The sequence below is a fragment of the Pseudomonas sp. FGI182 genome (assembly GCF_000511325.1).
Lineage (GTDB): Bacteria > Pseudomonadota > Gammaproteobacteria > Pseudomonadales > Pseudomonadaceae > Aquipseudomonas > Aquipseudomonas putida_Z.
Window position 1 is genome coordinate 2,348,704 of the sequence record NZ_CP007012.1, and the last position, 19,517, is coordinate 2,368,220.

Below are 19,517 nucleotides of genomic sequence, written 5' to 3' on the forward strand. Positions count from 1 at the left end.
TCATGAGGCTTGCGTCCATGGTTGCTCAACAACAAATAGAACAACGGGAAGAACCGGCGCATGCCCCTGTCATCGCTGCGCAGGTAAAGCCGGAACTGCGGGTGGGTTTCGTGCTGATGAACCACTTCACCCTGGTGCCGGTGGCCGGGCTGGTGGACTCGCTGCGCTTTGCCGCCGACAAGTCGTTCCGCAGCCAGCAGGTGTTTTGCCAGTGGGACTGGATGACCCTCGACGACCAGCCGATCACCGCCAGCTGCGGCATGCCCATTTCGCCGACCAAGCCGCTGAACCTGTTCGCCCAGTACGACTACATCGTGCTGGCCGGCGGCCTGCTGGACGAAACCCGCAACCCGCCGGCCTGGTTGCTGGATGCGCTGCGCGAGGTGCATGCCGCGAATATCCCGATCATCGCCCTGTGTTCGGGCTCGTTCGTGCTGGGCAAGGCCGGGCTGCTGGATGGCCGGCGCTGCGCCCTGCATTTCACCTTGCGCGATGAGTTCAGGGAGCGCTTCCCGCTGTCCACGGCGGTGATCGACAAGAGCTATGTGGACGACCGCGGCATCATCACCTGCCCGGGTGGCACCGCCATCGACCTGGCAGCCAACCTGATCCGCCGGCATTGCGGCGCGGTACGGGCGCAGAAGGGGCTGGAATACCTGCTGGTGGACGAGCGTGCCGACGAGCAGGAGGGCAAGGCGGCCAGCGAATGCGTGTACCAGAACGACAGGGTGCAGCGGGCGATCAGCTTCATGCGGGCCAACCTGGATGCCTCGATGACGCTAAAGGCCGTGGCCGAAGCGGTGGGCACCCACCCCCGGCAGTTGCACCGCGAGTTCGTTGCCAATACCCAGGAACCGCCGGCCAACTACTGGCGCAAGCTGCGCCTGGACCATGCCCGGCGGTTGCTGGTGAATACCAGCCAGAACATCACCACCATTGCCTTGGCGTGCGGGTTTTCCGATGCGTCGCACTTCATCCTGTGGTTCCGCAAGCAGTATGGCGAGACGCCGTACAGCTTCCGCAAGCGGCGGCATGAGGTGGAGCGGTTTGACTGGCACGGTGACAAGGTGGGGCTGGACCCGGAGTTGTGAGCGGTTGGCGCTCTTCCTGCTGTGGATCGCTGTAGGAGCGGCCTTGTGTCGCGAAAGGGCTGCGCAGCAGCCCCGGCAATTTATGCATTTGCGCTGAAACCCTGGGGCTGCTGCGCAGCCCTTTCGCGACACAAGGCCGCTCCTACAACGGACCGCGTTAACCAGTCAGGTAGCACAAGGCAGTTGTTTCCCCAAAAGGTCGCGCAGGATCAGAGCTGGCCGAAGGCCTGGATCTCGATGCGGTAATCCGCTGTCGCCAGGGCCGCGCCTACACAAGCCCGCACTGGCGGCTGATCGCCAACCCAGGCGTCATACACCTCGTTCATCGCCGCAAACTCGCCCATGTCGGCCAGCCAGATCTGCACGCGGGTCAGGTTGCCCTTGCCTGCGCCGACCTGCGCCAGCCACTGCTCCAGTTGCGCCAGTACGCAGCGGGTCTGCGCGGCGATGTCGCCCGGTTGCAGGGCGACGATGCCCGAGGTTTCGATGCGGCCATCCACCAGCACCATCTGGCTGGCCCGTGGGCCGGGGTTGATACGTTCGATCATCGACAGTTTCCTTAGAACAGCACGTAGGTCTTGCGCAGGGTTTCGCGAATGTCCCACACACCCTCGCAGTTTTCCGGGAACAGCACCGCGTCGCCCGCGCGCAGCTCCACCGGCTCGCCACCGTCGGGGGTGAAGGTGCACCAGCCGCTGACGATGTGGCTGAATTCACGGTTTTTCAGGTGACGGCGGAACACCCCCGGGCTGCTTTCCCATACACCGATGCTGGCGCCGACGGCCTGGTCGGTCTGGTCCTGGGCGGTGGCAGCCTGGGCGATGGGTTCGCCGATCGGCAGGCGGGCAGGGGCCGGGGTGCCCAGGGGGGAGGCGGGGGCGTTGCGGACTACGGTCAGGACTTGGCTCACGTATGGGTTCCTTTGGTTCATGCAGGGACTGCGCAGCACTATCGCACTGGCCTGATGGCGGGCCATATAACGGCTGGGACGGGTCGTGGGATGCTGCTGTCGGGCGGGTAGAACACTTCCGTTTCTTTACTGGGGCTGCTGGCCCTTTCGCGGGTAAACCCGCTCCCACAGGTAATTGCATTATCTTCAGCAGCACTGATCAACCTGTGGGAGCGGGTTTACCCGCGAAGAGGCCGGTGCAGGAAAACCTATCGGTCAGCCAACCGCGACCGGGTCAACAACCCATCCAGCACCACCTCGCACGCCGCGCCCCAGGTGGCACTCACCGGCTGATGCATCAGCACCTCCAGCCCATCGGCGGTAAAGGTCCCGGGGGTGGCAATGGCCTGCCCCAGTGCCTTGAGCGTGTATCCTGGCTGCTGCCCGGCACTGGCCACGCAGTCCTGCAGGTTGCCCAGCACCAGCGCGCGTGCCTCGGCCGCCGGCAGGCCTTTGTCCATCAGCCACTGTTGCAGGTCGTGCAGCAGGAAGTAGAACCAGCCATTCATGCAGGCTGCCACCGTGGCCAGTTCGAACTCGGGCTCACCCCGCAGGACTACCAGCTTGCCCAGTGGCCCGAGGTATTGCGTGGTCAGCGCATCCGGCGGGCAGACCACCACCGTGGACTGGTTGTACTGCGCGGCATACGACAACATCGCACGCACACAGAGGGCGCCGGGGAAGGCGCTTGCCAGTTGCCCAAGGCTCACCCCGGCAGCCAGTGACACCAGGCGCTGGCCGGGGCGCAGGCGTACTTCGCCTGCCAGTTCGCCCAGCGAATGCGGGCGCACGCCAAGGATCACCAGCTCGGCCTGGTCGACCACCGCCTGGTTGCTCGCCAGTACTTCGCAAGCGTGCTCCCGGGCCAGCAGGGCGGCCCGTTGCGCATTGCGCGGTGACAGCAGGATGGGCCCGTCGAAGCCACTGCGGCGCAGGCCGATGACCACTTTTTCGGTCAGCTCGCCGACCCCGAGAATGCCCAGGCTATGCATAGTGCCTCCTTGTCAGCTTTCCAGGCCGGCGCGGCGCTGGCCCCAGTGCAGGTTGAGGTTGACGCCCACGCTCAGTAGCGGCTCCGGCGGGTTGCGGTTGGGGCCTGCCGAGCCGAGCAGAAAGTCGATCAGTTCGTCGCGCTCGCCGCTCAGCCAGTCGGCCAGCAGGGTGCCGGTGGCGGTGCCACGGGTAATACCCAGGCCGTTGCAGCACAGCGCCGCATGCACGTTGGGGGCAAGGGTGCCGAAGTGCGACAGGTGGTTGCGCGACAGGCACATCGAGCCGCCCCAGGTGTATTCGAATGGCATGCCCGACAACATCGGGAAGCGCCGTTCGAACGACTCGCGATGCTGGCGCCCGGCGCGGGCAATGTGGCGCGGGTTGGCACGGCCGTCGGCGTTGAAGCTGAAGCTGTTGCGTACCAGCAGGCGCTGGTCCGGGGTACGTCGCAGGGTGCTGCCGAACGGGTCGGCGGGGATGATGCCCCAGCTGGCCTTGCCGCCCAGGCGCGCCTGTTCTTCCTCGGTCAGCGGGCGGGTCATGCTGGCGTAGGTGAAGATCGGCAGCAGGCGGCCGGGCAGGAAGCCGAAGTGCGAGGCGAAGGCGTTGTTGGTCAGCAGCAGCTGGTCGGCGACGATCTCGCCGTTGGCATGCTTGAGGGTGATGCGCCGGCCCTGCTCGATGTGGGTGATGGTGGTGCGCTCGTGCAGGGTCACGTTACCCGGCAGGCTGTCGGCCAGGCCTTTGGCCAGGGCGGCCGGTTGCAGCAGCTGGGTGCCCGGGGTGTACAGCGCCTTGCGGTAGAACGCGGTGCCGAAGTGCTCGGGCAGGTCGCGGGCGTCGATCATCTGGTAGGGCTGGCCGAGTTTTTCCAGGCCGCTGCGGTAGGCCTCGAGCACGGCCAGGCCTTTGTCTTCGACCGCCGCCTGGTACTTGCCGTCCGGGCGGATCTGGCAGTCGATGCCGTGCTGGTTGATCAGCCCGCGCAGGATCGCCTGCGCGCGCAGGTTGAGCTTGAGGTTCATCCGCGCGGTGGGCAGGTCGCCGATGTAGTCGGCGGCACCGATGTCGTGGGGCAGGTCGATGGCAAAGCCGGAGTTGCGCCCCGAGGCGCCGAAGCCAACCTCCTGGGCTTCGACCAGGACCACCTCATCGTCAGGGTGATGCAGCGCCAGTTGCCGCGCGGCGGCAAGGCCGGTGAAGCCTGCCCCGAGCACCACCCAGCGCGCCTCGCTCCGCCCCCGGTGCGCGGCGCGAGGCTGGCGCCCGGGGCTGAGGTGGAACCAGCCGCAACCGTTGTCGTCCGCGGGGGTAGAGGTGTTTCTGTACATGGGATTTTATCCGTGTTGTTTTCTCCACTATGGCATTGGCGTCCGGGTGGGGACTATGACGGGAGGGACGGGGAATAAGATGTTCTGGCTGCCGGCATTGACCCTGTCGGGCCAGGCGTGATCTGCTCGGCCCGATGGCCCAATCATTCAATGGATACTGAAGGTTCTCACCCATGCCCGACTACAAGCTGCATTGTTTCGCCGAATCCGGTAACGCCTACAAGGCCGCCTTGATGCTTGAACTCACAGGCCAGGACTGGCAGCCGGTGTTCGTCGATTTCTTCAATGGCCAGACTCGTGAACAAGCCTGGCGCGACGAAGTGAACGAGCAGGGCGAGGTGCCGGTGCTGGAGCACGCCGGCAAATCCTTCACCCAGTCTGCGCTGATCCTTGACTACCTTGCGGAGAAAACCGGGCAGTTCGGCCCCCGCGACGAAGACGAAAAGCGCGAGATCTGGCGCTGGATGCTGTTCGACAACCACAAGTTCACCAGTTACTACGCGGCGCTGCGCTTTCTTTTCTGCCTGAAGAAAACCGGCGAAACGGACGTGACCCGGTTCCTGCGTGAACGTGCCGTGGCAGCCTACCGTATTGTCGACGCGCACTTGGCGAAGACGCCATTCATGGTCGGTGGCCGGCTGACGATCGCTGACCTGTCGTTGGCCGGGTATGTGTTCATGCCGGAGGACACTGGCATTGCGTTGGCACAGTTCACCCACATCGAGGCATGGAAGGCGCGAATTCAGGCGTTGCCAGGGTGGAAGCACCCGTATGATCTGATGCCCCGCGCGGCCTCCTGAGCAACCCGGCTCGCCAGGCCATGGTGCAGCGGCCTTTGGCGAGCCAGCCATTCTGATGACCGGTCGGTGACAAGCGCAGCGGCGTGGCTACGCTCAAAAATCAAGAAACATCCTGAAATATTTGGCCGGCAGGCCCTGAAGGATCTCGTTCAACCGCTGCAGATGGAAGGCCGCGCTGGTTTGCAGGTTGCCCCAAGGGGGGCCGGAAATCACAGGGTGCGTCGTGCAACCCGGTGCTACTCCAAGCGGAGGCTCATCATGCTCAGGAAATGCTTGTTGGCTTTGGCTATCGGTGCAGTGTTGTCGGCTTCGGCCATGTTGGTGCCTGACACCATTGGCGGTACCTCCAGCGCGTATGCGAAGGATGGTGGCGGTGGCGGTCACGGTGGTGGTGGCGGAGGCAGCGGCGGCGGTGGTGGCCATGGCGGCGGAGGTGGTGGTAGTGGCGGCGGCGGTGGTCATGGCGGTGGAGGTGGTGGTAGCGGCGGCGGTGGCTCGGGTGGTGGCCACGGCGGCAGTGGCAGCGGACACAGTGGCGATAGTGGTGGGCATGGCGGCCCAGGGCATGATGGTCGCGGGCGCAATGGTGCTGATGATGGCGCCGACCACGAGGCCAACCACGAAGCAAATCATGAAGCCAATCACGAAGCCAACCATGAGGCGAATCACGAAGCGAATCACGACGTGGGCGAGCCCCACGGTGTAGGGCATGGCGCTGATGATGGGGCTGACCATGATGTTGGGGATGATCGCGGAGGCGACCGGAACTAGCAATTTGGGTGTCTGTGCCGGCCCTTTCGCGGGTAAACCCGCTCCCACAGGTACTGTGCCGATCTCAAGCTTGGCGCGGCCCCTGTGGGAGCGGGTTTACCCGCGAAGGGGCCGGCACAGGTTTACAAGCATTCAGATCGACAACCGCACCACCCGGTTATCCAGCACCTGCTGCTCCTGCCCCCGCCGTTTGTTCACCACCAACTCGCCGATCGCAATCAGCCGGGTGCGGGTGATGTTGCGCGACAACCCCAGCAACTGCGCGGTATGCACCTGGTTGTAATGGCAGAACCGATACGCCGACCGCAGCAGGGCATTTTCCACCTTCTCGTACAGGTCACCCGACTGCTCTTCGAACAAGCGGCTGAACGCGCGCTGCAGCAGATCCTCAACACCATTGCCCGCAGGCTCTTCCTCCTGCCGTTCGATACGCAGGTTGGACAAGCGCAGGTCCTGCGCCTGCACCGTACCGTCGCCACAGGTCAGCAAGCTGTGGTGAATCACGTTCTCCAGCTCGCGGATGTTGCCCGGCCAACTGTATTCCACCAGCTTGGCCTGGGCCTTGGCGCTCAGCTCCACCGGCCCGTAGCCCAGCCGGTCGCTGTAGCTGCGGATGAAGTGCCGGGCCAGCGGCAGGATGTCACCCGGGCGGTCGCGCAACGGGTGCAACTGCAAGGTCACCACGTTCAGCCGGTAGTACAGGTCTTCGCGAAAATGCCCGGCGTTGATGGCCTTCTCCAGCTGCACGTTGGTCGCCGCCAGTACCCGCACATTGATCGGGATGCTCTTGCGCGACCCCAGCCGCACCACTTCGCGCTCCTGCAGCACGCGCAGCAGCTTGACCTGGATCGGCAACGGCAGGTCGCCGATTTCGTCGAGGAACAGCGTGCCGCCGTTGGCCTCCTCGAACCAGCCGGCCTTGGCCGCCAGGGCACCGGTGAAGGCGCCTTTTTCATGGCCGAACAGCTCCGCCTCGACCAGCGATTCGGAAAAGGCACCGCAGTTGACCGCGACGAACGGGCCGTTGCGCCGGCCGCTGAGGTTGTGGATGTGGCGTGCGACCAGCTCCTTGCCCGTGCCGGTTTCGCCGATGATCAGCACGCTGGCCTCGCTGGGGGCGACCTGTTGCAGGTGGGCGAGCAGCGCCTGCGACCTGGGGTCTTCGAAAACCTGTGCGGTGGCCCGGATCGAGGTGGCCAGTGTCGGGGACGGGGGGAGGGTCAGCAGTTGCATGGGCAATCCTCAGGAATAGAAGGATGGGGCAGGGCGCTTGTCGTTGAGGGCCCACTCGCCGAGTTCGTGGATGCGGTAGTCCACCGGGTCGTGCAGGGTTTGCGTGCGCAGGTTGCGCCAGTGTCGGTCGAAGCGTAGCGAAGCATGGGTGGCGCGGGCGCCGGTGACCTCGAACAGGCGGTTGCAGATGTCCAGGCCATGGCGGCTGGCGGCAACCTTGGCGGTGCCGATGGCCAGGGCCAGGTCGCCGCGCTCTTGCGCCGTGAGGGCGTGCTCCCTGGCCCAGGCGGCATCGAGCTGGCGTGCGGCCCGTTCGATCAGCAGGCGCACGCTCTCCAGGCCGACCCAGAACTCACCGTAATGGCGCAGCACGTAAGGGTCTTCGGCGCTGCTGGCGGCGCTGGAGCGGAACCACGGCCGGCTTTCCTTGAGCGTGTACTGGCGGGCCTCCTCGAACGCCCCCTCGGCGATGCCGAGGAACAGGTTGGCGAAGTGCAACTGGGCAATCAGCGGGCGCAGGGCGGCGAACGGCGTGCTCAGGGGGCCTGGGTCGAGCAGCAGTTCGTTGTGCTCCACCCGTACCCGCTCGAAGGTGGCGCTGCCGCTGTCGGTCTGGCGCTGGCCGATGTTGTTCCAGTCACTGTGCAGGCTGATGCCGGTACGGCCACTGGGGATGGCAGCGATCAGCAGCTTGCCGCCGGCACGTTCGTCCACCGCCGAGGCGATGAGCATTTCCGAATCGCTGGCGCCGGAGCAGAAGCTTTTCTTGCCGGAAAACTCGCACCAGCCATCGAAGTGCTTGACCACGGTGCGGGTGTCCAGCGGGTTCAGGGCATTGCCCCAGAACCACTGCTTGCGGGCGGTCTGCTCGAACCACGGTTGCCATTGGTCCGGGCGCGAGAACAAGCGCACGGTGGCCAGCATCAGGTGATGGAAGCCGAACACGTGGGCGATGGAGCTGTCGACCCGGGCGAACTCGCGCACCACCGCGAAGGTGTCGTGCCAGTTGGCGCCCTGGCCGCCGAAGGCCTGCGGGATCACCAGCGACAGCAGGCCGCTGTCACGCAGGGCGTCGCGCTCGGCTTTTGGCGTGCCGCCGCGTTCATCGCGCTCGACGGCGGTCTGGGCAAACTGCCCGGCCAGTTCGCGGGCGATGGCCAGGGCAGGGTGCCGGGGGGTATTCACAGGTGCATTCATGGCCGCTCCTCAGGCGCTCTTGCGCAGCGCATGATGGGCGCCGAACAGCGGCACGGCGCGCTCGGCGGCCAGGCGGATACGGGCGGCAAGGGCTGCGCTGGACACCCGGTAGTCGGCCATTTCCGCCTGGCTGGCGAACACGCCGATGGGCAGGGTCAGGGCTTGCAGGAAGCTGAACAGTGGGCGCAGCTGGTGGTCGAGCACCAGCGCGTGGCGCTCGCTGCCGCCGGTGGCGGCGAGCAGCACCGGGGTGTCGACCAGGGCGTCCTGACCGATCAGGTCGAACAGGTGCTTGAAGTGGCCGGTGAAGCTGCCGCGGTACACCGGCGTGGTTACCACCAGCAGGTCGGCTTTTTCCACCAGGCGCAGTTGCTGTTCGACGGCCTCGGGCAGTTCGCTGCGCCACAGGGCGCTGCCCAGCGGGCGGGCGATCTCGCCCAGTTCGATCAGGTGCGGCTTGATGTGCAGGTGCTGGGCCAGTTCGGCGAGGATCGCCTCGGTCAGTGCCAGGGTGCGCGAAGGGCGGGCAGTGCCGCCGGACAGGGCTACGACGTTCAGTGGGGTGCTCATGGGCAGGTCTCCGGTTCTGGTTGAGCGGGGGACTTTGCTTGAGCAATCGTCGTGCCGAGTTTGAATGTGCTTTTATTTCAACTGGTTAGCGCTTTTCTGATGGATGCGGCGCTGTTGCCGTGCGGGCGTTGCCTGTTGATCGTGTGTTGCGCTGCAGACAGTTGGCCAAGTGTTGGCGGCTGTGCAGTTGGGGGATTTATAGAGGATTACGGAATGATGAAAAAGGAATAAGATTTTATATTCTTATTCCTTTATGTTTTTTATGTGCTGGGGCCGCTTCGCAGCCCATCGCGACACAAGGCCGCTCCTACAGGCGGACGCGGTCTCTTGTAGGAGCGGCCTTGTGTCGCGATGGGGCGCGAAGCGGCCCCAAAGACCCTAAGTGTGCGGCACGCTGCGAGGCACTACCCCACCCGCATACTCCGGCTTCAGATGCCCCTGCTCATCCAGCAGATAGGCATCCATCACCTCCCGCACCACCGGCCCTGCCACCCGGCCACCGGCTTCACCGTTCTCGATCATCACCGCCACCACCACACTCGGGTGATCAGCCGGGGCAAAGCCGACGAACAGGGCATTGTCGCGGTGCCGCTCCAGGGTCTTGTCGCGGTTGTAGCGTTCGCCCTGCTTGATCGCCACCACCTGCGCGGTGCCGCTCTTGCCGGCAATCCGGTATTGCGCACCGGCCGCGGCAGCGCGGGCGATGCCGCGCGGGTCGTGCATGACCATCTGCATGCCCTGGCTGACCTGGTCCCAGGCGTGCCTGTCGTGCAGCACGATATTGGGCATCGGGTTGGGGTCTACCGGCGCATCGCCGCCCACGGTCATGGCCAGGTGCGGGCGGTGCCACACGCCCTTGCTCGCCAGCAGGCTGGTGGCCTGGGCCAGCTGCAGCGGGGTGACCTGCATGTAGCCCTGGCCGATGCCAAGGATCAGCGTCTCGCCCGGGAACCAGGCCTGGCGCCGGGTGGCGCGCTTCCACTCGGCCGACGGCATCAGCCCGGACGCTTCCTCGAACATGTCCAGCGACACCTTCTGGCCCAGGCCGAACTCGGCCATGTAGTCGTGCAGGCGGTCGATGCCCAGCTTGTGCGCCAGGTCATAGAAGTAAGTGTCGTTGGAACGCATGATGGCGGTGTACATATCCACCCAGCCATCGCCGCTGCGGTTCCAGTTGCGGTACTTGTGGTCGTAGTTGGGCAGCTCGTAGTAGCCCGGGTCGAACACCCGGCTGCCCGGGGTGATCACGCCACTGTCGAGGCCGGCGATGGCCACCTCCGGCTTTACCGTCGAACCGGGGGCATACAGGCCGCGCAGCACGCGGTTGAACAGCGGGCGGTCGATGGAGTCGCGCAGGGCGGCGTACTGTTTGAAGCTGATGCCTTTGACGAACAGGTTGGGGTCGAAGCTGGGGTTGCTGACCATCGCCAGCACGTCGCCATTGGCCGGGTCGAGCACCACCACCGAGCCGCGGCGGTCACCCAGGGCCTTTTCCGCGGCCAGTTGCAGGTGGGCGTCCAGGGTCAGGACGATGTCCTGGCCCGGGGTCGGGGCCTTGTGGTTGAGCACACGCATCACCCGGCCCTGGGCGTTGGTCTCGACCTCCTCGTAGCCCACATGACCGTGCAGCTGGCTTTCGTAGAAGTGCTCGATGCCGGTCTTGCCGATCGACTGGGTGCCCCGGTATTCGGTGCTGTCGAGGGTCTTGGCCTCTTTCTCGTTGATGCGCCCCACATAGCCCACCGAGTGGGCGAAATGCTCGGCCAGCGGGTACTCGCGGATGAACTGTGGTTCCACCTCCAGGCCTGGCAGGCGGAACTGGTTCACCGCCACCAGGGCGATCTGCTCTTCGCTCAGGCCGACCATCAGGGTCACCGGTTCGAACGGCTTGCGGCCACGGCGCAGGTCCTTGTCGAACTGCTTGCGGTCGTCGTCGGTCAGGCTCAGCACCTGGGCCAGGGTATCGAGCACCTTGGCCGTGTCGCCGCCGGCCCGCTCGCGGGTCATGGTCAGGTCGAAGCTGGGCTTGTTGTCGGCCAGCACCACGCCGTTGCGGTCGTAGATCAGCCCGCGCTCGGGGGCGATGGGCAGCACGTGCACGCGGTTGTTTTCCGATACGGCGGTCTGCTGGTCGTGCTGCAGCACCTGCAGCACATAGAGCCGGCCCACCAGGACGGCGACCAGGCTGAAGACCAGGGCGGCGCAGGCCAGAAGCCGGCGGTTGACCAGGTGCTTTTCCTTTTCGTGGTCCTTGAGGGGTATGGGTTGCGGCATCGGTGTTCTGTCTGCTGATGGTGTGGCTGGGTGAGGTGTGAGCGCTGTGGGCACGCGCCTGTGGGAGCGGGCGTGCCCGCGAATGGGCCGCGCAGCGGCCCCGGGGGGCGGTGATGCTACGCAAGGTAGTGAGCCCCCTCAAGGTGAAGGCCTGCGGCTGCAGAAGCGAAGAGGGCTGCCACGCCCGCAATCAGGGCGCTCGCCAGCAAAATGAAGATTTGTTCATGGCGGCAGTGCGTTGGTGGGGGAGGGCTGAAAGCCAGGCGTGATTGAACGGAGGTATTGGTCAAGCGCTAGAAAGCTTGTGCGTGCCTCTGCGGGAGAAACTGTCGGGCGCAATGTGGGAGATTGTCCAGCCCTTTTGGGCTGCGCTGTCGCGCAGAGAACAAATATCGCTCTTTGTAGGAGCAGCCTTGTGCTGCGAAGAGGCCGGTACTGACAAAGCCTGTCTATTGTCTGTACCGGCCTCTTCGCAGCACAAGGCTGCTCCTACAGAACCTCACTAAACCGACGAGTCATGTGTTGTTCTACGAGAGCGGGCGATCCCGCGAACACGGACACAGCCCGTGCCATCTACCGCGATGTGGTTTCATGAGGCCGACTCCTTTAACCTTGCGCCCTGTGCTTGGATACGTTCTCTGTTTTTGCTAACCCGAATGGCTCTAGCCACAGTATGGGCTGTAAACGTTGGTAGATAAGCTTTGAACGTCCGCGTATCCAACCGGATCCCTCCTGATAAACCAACCTACCAGCGGATCATAGTGCCGATTTCGGGCGTAATTCAGCTCGTCTAATCACTCTTTGTTTCAGGTGCGCTGCAGAAGATCAGATCACCATGATCGTTTTCAGCTATCATCCAGCTTAATTGCTTATCAACTATGTAGTATTCGAAGTGTCTACAATCATCAAGTATTGAAATTATATTTTTAAATGGCAGGCTAAAGAGGAGCTTTTCTTCGTTGTCTTCGTCCGCTATCAGCCATACATCTTCCAGTGGTTTTGGGGCTAACTCGCATAAGTGAAGATATCCGGTGTTGTCATCGAAATTTTGTATATTGGGCTTTGGTCGCAATGATGTCCACCAAGCGCGTGGGTTGCCTTTTATAAAGGTGGATTGAATCTTTGATAAGATTTCTTTTTTATGCGTGGGCTCTACGCGTGAAAGCTGTTGCTTGTCGAGCGCTTGAGAAATTTCTTCAGCGAATGTTAAAAAATTCAAGTGCATTGTAACCTCACTTTTCATCGGGGCGATTCAGACGCTGCAGATCTGAGTAGATGGGAGACAAAGGTCCCGGACTCGAAAAATAGTGGGTGGCGTGGCTTTGCCTTCCAGTTTCCGCACTCGTCGTAGTGTTATATGTCCCATGCCGGGCCGTCTTGCCGGGTGAGTCAGTTCTCGAATAATTTACGTTAGAATAGACTGGGTGTTTAATCCGGGGATTACTATCTCGACTAGGTTTGTAGTCGAGGCTTCATGGCGCAAAAAACTATCGGACAAGCTTGCTATTATTTGAGTTGCTTCATCTCTGCTGCATAGCCTCGCAACCAAGCAGAAAAATGGGAAGGCTGTATAGCCTTCTAATACTTCATGTGAGAACTCTTGGATTGCGTCTTCTACTCCATCGAATAGTCTCGGATCCTGCAATTTTGTAAGCCAGCCGCTTGTGTTATTGCTAAATGAGTCCTCTATCAGCGAGCCAATGTTCTGATGGGAGGAAAATATGTTTTCGGAATGAAGTTTTTGTACGGCATCGCAAAGAGTTATGCTGGGTTGTAGGACGTCAAGTGCGAGTAATCGATCAATGTGACTGCCCAAGGTTAAGCTAATTATTTTCCGCTCTGCTGTATCGTGGTCAAATAAGCTCCAAAGATATGAAATGTAGTCTATTCCCGGATTTGGCAAACCCTGGTTCCTAAGCGAAGTAAGTAAGCTGGATTTGGAGTTGGCTATTCTGGCCATGCTCATATCCCTCTCATAATAGCCGGCTTTGCTTCTGAGTATCTTGGATGCCTCATTCTGTGCGCATTTGCAAATTATGTGTAAGGCTGATTGGTTGCCTAAAGGGAAAAAACAGGTCGCAAAGCAATCTAGACTTAAGAACAACAAAAATTTATCGATCATCTTGTTATCGTCCATCTGGCTTTTGGGGAATTGGTGCGGACGAAACCTGCAGAACAGTTATTTCGGCGCAACCCTTGCCGGGAATCACACCTCTTTTTTTATTATTGCTGGAAATAGTTTGGCTTGCTTTAGTCTGTGCACTTCTTCTCTGTCTCCATAATTGCGGGCGAAAAGTATCATGGATTCTAATGCGGTGAAGATTATTTTCTCTGTTGCTATAGCATCGTAATTAGATGCAGCTGCATCAATTTCAGCTTGCGTAATGGGGCTGTTGGGAACGTTTTCTGCTCTAAAGTCTACATGGGTTGGGAATTGAGTGGGTTGGTTGTTGTAGGCTGAAACTGGAGAGTGCTCTAGATCACTACTTGAAAGCAGATCTGTGTAGCTTATCCCGCCATTGATGTAAAAACTGCGGTTGCCGGAAGCTTTTTGGAAATTAACTATTAAGTAAGCATTGCCATGTTTCATGAAAAAGGTTGTATCTCTCCCGCAAAGGCCTAGTTTGGAGGCTACTCGCTGAAAGATTTTTTTTGTAAATTCTTTCCTCATAACTTATTTATGACCTTTCGGATGGTTCGCACGACGGTTAGCGCCATTTAATTAAGTACTCATAGTAGGTAGGGTAGTGGTTGTGAATGTAATCTATTGATGCAAATGTAGAGAGGTCTGCAGAAATAAATCTAATTTCATCGCTTTCGTTTTCGTCGAAATTGAATTTTTATTTAATTCGCAGTTATCCTTTGCAAGTATTGCTCCGCAATATCTCCAATCATCATCAATTAGTATGTGGTATTCCTGTTGTTTTAATTTGTTTTCGATATAATTAAAGAAATCTGCGATGGATGGAAAGGCTACACTGGTGAACGAAGACCAGTGTATTGCCCCGACTGTTTGGATTAGTTTATCGGTTTCTTGTAGATTAAGTTGCGTGGCGCAATTTTTTGCGTTTGAAATCAAGTTCTCTTTTTTTGACTCAAATTTGTTCAGGCGCTTATTCCCCTGTGTTTTTCGGTAAAGTAATTCCTTTTTATAATGGTTGGCTTTCATTGGCAGCGCTCTTTTTCATAAAATGTTTTGCCTTTTCCAGATGGCGTACTCGTCATAGCGGCAATACGTGCTGCAGCTAATTTAAAATCGCATAAACTCTGACAATGTCCTCATTGCAGGTCGGGTCAAGAAAGCGGCTTTCATAAAATGTGAATAACGGGCTAAGTCCACACGACTCGAACTGCTCTCGAACCAATTTTGTTTCCAATGATGCGTCTGATTTCTGCTTTGACTTCAATTTGTTTGAAAAGTCATCCATTGTGGAGTTTGAGTTTACAAAAAAATTAGGTATTGGAGGTTCGGTTTTGCTTGAAAAATTAAAATTCGTGTAGGAAATTGCCAGAAAACGCCCCTTGAGGTCGTGACCTTTGCTCTGCATGTGTAGTAATGCAGAGTTGAGTACAAAAAACGCAGTACTCAGAAGGATGTTTGAGATTTCGACTTCTTTTAAGTTGGGCGCTAGCTTTGCTAGTTTTCTGTATCTTGAGATCAAGGGGAACTCTTCGAATGTTTCGTATGTGTCCAGAAATACATCGAGATCAATGTAGGGCTCATTCTTTACTAGGGTGTCAAATGTTTTTCGTATGTTCATTTTTTAATGCTCCATCCGTGATCGTTCAACCAGTCTATGGTCTTTTTTGAAAAAGTTACACTGCCTTTGCCTTTGTCGTGAATGGAACCGTCCAAGTTGTATCCTGAGCCGCATGGACAGTGTGCATGCCATTGGCTCTTAGGTACATCCTCTTCCGGTGCGTCAATTCTGGTTATTTCTTTTGGAGCTTGTCCACGCTCTACTTTTCTCTGCGCCTGTTTAGGTACTCCGGTCGGCTTATTTTTAGCGAGTCCTAGTGGGTCGATCCATTGCGTTGGATTTTGAACATAGAGGTAGACGTTCAATCCACCATCAAATCCTATAGGGTCTTCCGCGATAAACCGCCCGATATGCGGGTCATAGTACCGGTAACGGTTATAATGCAGCTCCGTCTCAACATCCCAATACTGCCCCTGAAAGCGTAGCGGATTACGAATCTCCGCCCACTTCGCCCCGTCACTCCGCTGCTCCTCCGCCAAACCCCAGGCCTTGTACCTCCCGCTCCAGGCAATCTCCCCATCTTCACCGGTCAACTCCATCGGCGTCCCCAGCTGATCGCACTGGTACCACGCCATCGCATCAAACGCTTTCGGTATCGGCTTATGCAGCCACACCGGATCCTTGTCGATGTCATACGGGAACACATACACCGGCTGGCGCAACAACTCGACAACTTGGTTGGACACCGCCTGCGCCACCGGCACAAAGGTCCCGGGCTCGAACACATAGTGAGTGGTGTGGCCTTTGCCTTCCCGGTCCCGGCACTCGAATGCAAGCGTGTCGCCTTCCCACACATACCAGGTGTACCCACAACCCAACTCTTCATCCCGCTGCCGTCGGGCATTCTGGTTCCACACCGGGCCGGCCTGCGGTCGGTCGCGGTACTTGGCGCGTGAGTGCTTGTACAACCGCCGCCCGAGCGCGTCGTAGGCAAAGGTGACAATCAGTCGGTCATCCTCGTACCGCCGCAGGCGGTTGTAGAGGTCCCAGTCAAAGTGGCCTTTCTTGCTGCCCGTGGTGCGCTCCGCCAGGTTGCCGCGTTCGTCATAGCGGTACTGCGTGCCGCAGTAGCTGCGCAGTACGTTGTCGTTGATCCGGCGGGGTGAGTGTGGGTTGGGGCCGGGCGGGGCTTGTGGGTCGAGCAGGTTGCTCGCAGGGTCAAAGGCGAAGAGCTCTTTCTTGTAGAAGTCGCCCGCTTCCAGCAGGCGGCCGACCGGGTCGTAGCGGTAGTAGGTGTCACCACGGGTCAGGTCATCGACGCGGGTTAGCTGGCCGCTGAGGTCGTACTCGTAGTCGCGCACCGCGATGCGCCGGGTGGCGCCGCGTCGGGCCAGGGTCTGCTGCTGCAACTGGCCATTCGGGGTCCAGGTCTGGCGCTGAACCAGGCCGTTGCCTTGCTCGCGGCCAATTTCCCGATGCAGGTCGTCGCGCTGGTAGCTGAGCAGTTCGTGCTCGTCGAGCTTGAGGCTGAGCAGGTGGCCGCTGCCATAGGTGAGCCAGCTGACCCGGTGGCCATCAGGGCGGGTGGTCGCGATACGCAGGTTGAGGGCGTCGTACTCATGCTTGAAGACAGCGACCTTCGCTTCCTTCATGTACTTGAAGTGCTGGTGCTCGCGGGTGTTGTTGCCCGCCAGGTCGTAGAACCACTGCAGCTTGCAGGCCTTGTTCTCGGCGAGTAGCAGGTTGCCGTTGCCGTCGTAGGCGAAGGTTTCGCTTTCCCACTCCTTGCCACCGCGCTGGCCGGCATGGCTTTTCACCAGGCGGCCCATGGCGTCGTATTCGAAGCGGGTGATGCGGTCGCCATCGATGCGGCGGGTGGGCTGGTTGCTGCTTTGATCGTAGAGGTAAGCGGTGACCTGCTTGTCGAAGCCGGTCTCCATGATCAATCGCCCGGCCGGGTCGTACTTGAAGCTGGCCTCGCTGTTGTTCTCGTTGCGCAACCGCAGCAACTGGCCGAGCTTGTTCCAGTGGTAGGTGAGGGTGCTGTCGTCGGGGTTGTGGCGTTGGTGAATCAGGCCGGCCTCGTTGTAGGCCCAGGCGGTACGACGGTTCAACGCGTCGGTATAGCTGAGCAGGCGGCCTTCGGCATCGTGTTCGAAGCGGTCCTGGGTCTTGTCGGGGTATACCAGGCGGGTCAGTTGACCGGCCTGGTAGTGATACTCGGTGGTTTCCCCCGCTGCGTTGATCGCTTTGCTCAGTTGCCCGAGCCCGTCGTACTTCCACAGCGTGGTCTTGCCGGAGCAATCGGTGTAGCTGGCCAGCTGGCCGTCGCGGGTGTAGCCGAGCTTCTTCTCGCCACCGTTGGCGTCGATGATGGCGATGGGCAGGTTATCGCTGTTGTAGGTGTACTGGGTCTTGTTCTCCAGCGGGTCGAGCGTTTCGATGATGTTGCCGCGCTGGTCGTAGTCGTACTTCCACAGGCCGCCCTCGGCGTCGCGGGTCTTGAAGCGCTGGTCGAGGTCGTCGTAGGCGTGGTGCACCGCGGAGCCATCGGGGCGGGTGTGCTGCAGCAAGTTGCTGCGCTCGTCGTAGACATAGCGGTCGATACTGCCGTCGGTATGCACATGCTGGATGACGTTCTTGCCATCGTCGCGGAACAGCCACTCTTCGTTGCCGTCCGGGTAGATGATGCGGTAGGTGTAGCCGAGGTAGTCGTAGTAGTGGCGGGTTTCCTGGCCAAGCGCATCTGTGACGGTGGTCAGGCGGATATGCTTGTTCCATTTCAGGCGCGTATCGAAGCTGCCGTCATCGGCCCATTCGCGCACGGCTTTCGCGTCCGGGCCTTCGCCCTGCCATTCAAGGCTGGTGCCCCGCCCGGTGCGGTCGGTGTAGCGCGTGACCAGGTGGTGCTGGTACTGGTAGGTCCACTGCGCCCCATGTTCATCGCGTGCCGCGCGAAGGTCGCCCTGGTCGTCGTGGTCGTAGCTGGCCAGCTGTCGCGTTTGCCGGCCGTCCTGCATCAGCCAGAGTGCCTTGATGCGCCCATGCTCATCGAGCTGGGTATGCACATGCTGGTGCTGGTCTTCATCCTGGTAGGTGACCAGGTCGGAGAGCACTGCCTTGCCGGCGTGCTGGTGCTCGTAATGCAACGCGATGCGGGCGCCGCCGCGCTGGATGATGCCGACCAGGCGGAAGTGATCGCCGACGCGCTGGTAGTGTTCCTGGCGCTGGTGGCCGTGGGCCAGGCTCAGGTGGTTGTCGTCGACCCGGATGAGTACCGTCTTCTCTACCGGGTCGTAATGGGGCTTGCCAACCTTGGGCAGGGCGTAGCTGTGGGTGCGGCCATCGTCGGCGTGGTACAGCACACCCTCGTCAACCACATCGAAGCGCATCGAGAATGGCGTGATCCAGCGGGCACCGAACTCGCTGTCATCGTAGGCGTCCAGGCTGGAACGGTAGGTGCGTGCCCAGGCGACAGGAAACACGCCTGGCAGGTGGAAGTCGACATGCACCAGGGTTTCGGTACCGCGTGCATAGCTGATGCTCTTGCTGGTGCCGGGGCAGGTGCCGTTCAGGTCGCAGCGTGGGTCGTTTTTAGGTCGGGCCTCGTTGCGGGTGGCTTCCACGCGGCTTTCGGTGCCCTTGTCCTTTGCCACACCCGAGCCGTGCGCCGGGGTATTGGCCGACACCCGGCGCGCGGGTTTGCGCTTGCGCAGGCCTGCGTTGAGCTGGGCGAGGAGCCAGGCAATGCTGTTTTGCGTGGCGGGGTCGGCCAGGGCGGTCAGCATCTGGCGGATCAGCTGGGCCAGGCCCCTGAGCACATTGGTGTGTGGCTGGACGAGCTTCAGGACCCAGCCAGTGTTGCTCGCTGCAGCTTTGTACCCCTCGGTCGCGCCGTACTGGACCGCACCAGCGGTGGTGCTGATGACCGCTTCGGCCCGTGTCAGCAGGTCCCAGAGGGACGGCTCTTCGATGGGGGCGTAGATTGCCTGGGCGCTGTTGATGATCGCCTTGCGCTGCTGGGTGGTGTCGATCTCGCCCTTGGCGATGCGCTCGATGGCATCCGCCAGGCTGTTGAGTGTCTGGAAGCCGGTGTTGGCGGCATTGTTCAAGATGCCAGGCAGTTCGGTTTCGGCCCGCTCGACGAAGGTTTCGATTTCGCCCATCAGCGTGGCACTGAGGTGGCCGACCATGATGTTCATGACGGCTTGGGCGAAGTCACCTTTGTTTTTCTTCAGTTGCTGTCGGGCCAGGAACAGCACCGGGCGCAACGTCATCCGTGCGGCGGCCATGGTCGGCGGGACGGGTACTACACCGATCAGGTTGATGCCCAGGCTGACCCAGTCCAGCGGGTCATTCGAGCCGGTCTTGGCCAGATGGATGATGTCGCCCAAGGCGTCGAACAAGGCGACGATGTTGCCCACCACCGGCACTGCACCGGCCCAGGCCTTGACGGTGGCCAGGTCGATGGTGTTGCCGCTGAGTTCCAGCAGCCAGGCGTTTACCGTGGCTTCACCCTGGCCGATATCCTGGGCGACCAGGTTGTTCAACGGGACCAGTGCGATTTCGCGTTCTTCGATTTCTTTCTTTTCTTGTGGGGTCATCGT

The 19,517-nt window shown here is 60.6% G+C and carries 16 protein-coding genes; 2 read left to right on the plus strand and 14 right to left on the minus strand.

What is annotated here, in order from left to right:
• Positions 1-17: 17 nt before the first annotated feature.
• Positions 18-1,091, plus strand: coding sequence for a GlxA family transcriptional regulator (locus C163_RS10475; RefSeq protein WP_025338715.1), 1,074 nt, complete (start codon positions 18-20; stop codon positions 1,089-1,091).
• A 209-nt stretch (positions 1,092-1,300) separates the two neighbouring features.
• Here C163_RS10475 and C163_RS10480 read toward each other — a convergent pair whose 3' ends face one another.
• From C163_RS10480 to C163_RS10495, 4 genes are all read right to left on the minus strand, one after another.
• Positions 1,301-1,639, minus strand: a complete 339-nt coding sequence (locus C163_RS10480; RefSeq protein ID WP_025338716.1) for a RidA family protein — start codon at positions 1,637-1,639, stop codon at positions 1,301-1,303.
• 11 nt (positions 1,640-1,650) lie between these two features.
• Positions 1,651-2,001, minus strand: a complete 351-nt coding sequence (locus C163_RS10485) for a cupin domain-containing protein (RefSeq protein WP_025338717.1) — start codon at positions 1,999-2,001, stop codon at positions 1,651-1,653.
• A 248-nt stretch (positions 2,002-2,249) separates the two neighbouring features.
• Positions 2,250-3,032: an NAD(P)-binding domain-containing protein gene (locus C163_RS10490; RefSeq protein WP_025338718.1), complete on the minus strand. Its 783-nt coding sequence runs from the start codon at positions 3,030-3,032 to the stop codon at positions 2,250-2,252.
• A gap of 12 nt (positions 3,033-3,044) precedes the next feature.
• Entirely contained in the window at positions 3,045-4,364 is a 1,320-nt protein-coding gene (locus C163_RS10495; protein ID WP_025338719.1) for an FAD-binding oxidoreductase, read from the minus strand.
• A 173-nt stretch (positions 4,365-4,537) separates the two neighbouring features.
• Here C163_RS10495 and C163_RS10500 point away from each other — a divergent pair, with 173 nt between their 5' ends.
• Positions 4,538-5,164, plus strand: a complete 627-nt coding sequence (locus tag C163_RS10500) for a glutathione S-transferase family protein (RefSeq protein ID WP_025338720.1) — start codon at positions 4,538-4,540, stop codon at positions 5,162-5,164.
• Between the two features lie 93 nt (positions 5,165-5,257).
• Here C163_RS10500 and C163_RS27705 read toward each other — a convergent pair whose 3' ends face one another.
• The 10 genes from C163_RS27705 to C163_RS10535 form a co-directional block, all read right to left on the minus strand.
• On the minus strand, positions 5,258-5,938 hold the full coding sequence (locus C163_RS27705; protein WP_371257958.1) for a hypothetical protein: 681 nt from the start codon (positions 5,936-5,938) through the stop codon (positions 5,258-5,260).
• Positions 5,939-6,067: 129 nt separating this feature from the next.
• Positions 6,068-7,168: a sigma54-dependent transcriptional activator SfnR gene (sfnR, locus tag C163_RS10510; RefSeq protein WP_025338722.1), complete on the minus strand. Its 1,101-nt coding sequence runs from the start codon at positions 7,166-7,168 to the stop codon at positions 6,068-6,070.
• A 9-nt stretch (positions 7,169-7,177) separates the two neighbouring features.
• Entirely contained in the window at positions 7,178-8,365 is a 1,188-nt protein-coding gene (locus C163_RS10515) for an acyl-CoA dehydrogenase family protein (RefSeq protein ID WP_025338723.1), read from the minus strand.
• Between the two features lie 9 nt (positions 8,366-8,374).
• Complete coding sequence (msuE, locus tag C163_RS10520) at positions 8,375-8,935, minus strand: FMN reductase (RefSeq protein ID WP_025338724.1); 561 nt, start codon at positions 8,933-8,935, stop codon at positions 8,375-8,377.
• Between the two features lie 378 nt (positions 8,936-9,313).
• A complete protein-coding gene (gene mrdA / locus C163_RS10525; RefSeq protein WP_025338725.1) occupies positions 9,314-11,209 on the minus strand; it encodes a penicillin-binding protein 2 in 1,896 nt (631 codons plus the stop codon).
• 790 nt (positions 11,210-11,999) lie between these two features.
• Positions 12,000-12,452: a DUF6756 family protein gene (locus tag C163_RS27110; protein ID WP_155951616.1), complete on the minus strand. Its 453-nt coding sequence runs from the start codon at positions 12,450-12,452 to the stop codon at positions 12,000-12,002.
• 963 nt (positions 12,453-13,415) lie between these two features.
• A complete protein-coding gene (locus tag C163_RS26395) occupies positions 13,416-13,880 on the minus strand; it encodes a DUF4304 domain-containing protein (protein ID WP_081742257.1) in 465 nt (154 codons plus the stop codon).
• 93 nt (positions 13,881-13,973) lie between these two features.
• Positions 13,974-14,378, minus strand: coding sequence for a hypothetical protein (locus C163_RS27115; protein ID WP_155951617.1), 405 nt, complete (start codon positions 14,376-14,378; stop codon positions 13,974-13,976).
• 76 nt (positions 14,379-14,454) lie between these two features.
• Positions 14,455-14,970 carry an Imm15 family immunity protein gene (locus tag C163_RS10530; RefSeq protein ID WP_025338726.1) on the minus strand — a complete coding sequence of 172 codons (516 nt, stop codon included), beginning with the start codon at positions 14,968-14,970 and terminating at the stop codon, positions 14,455-14,457.
• Positions 14,967-19,514 (minus strand): RHS repeat-associated core domain-containing protein, encoded by a 4,548-nt coding sequence (locus C163_RS10535; protein ID WP_025338727.1) that lies wholly within the window; start codon positions 19,512-19,514, stop codon positions 14,967-14,969. The genes C163_RS10530 and C163_RS10535 overlap by 4 nt, the downstream gene beginning before the upstream one ends.
• Positions 19,515-19,517: the final 3 nt, after the last annotated feature.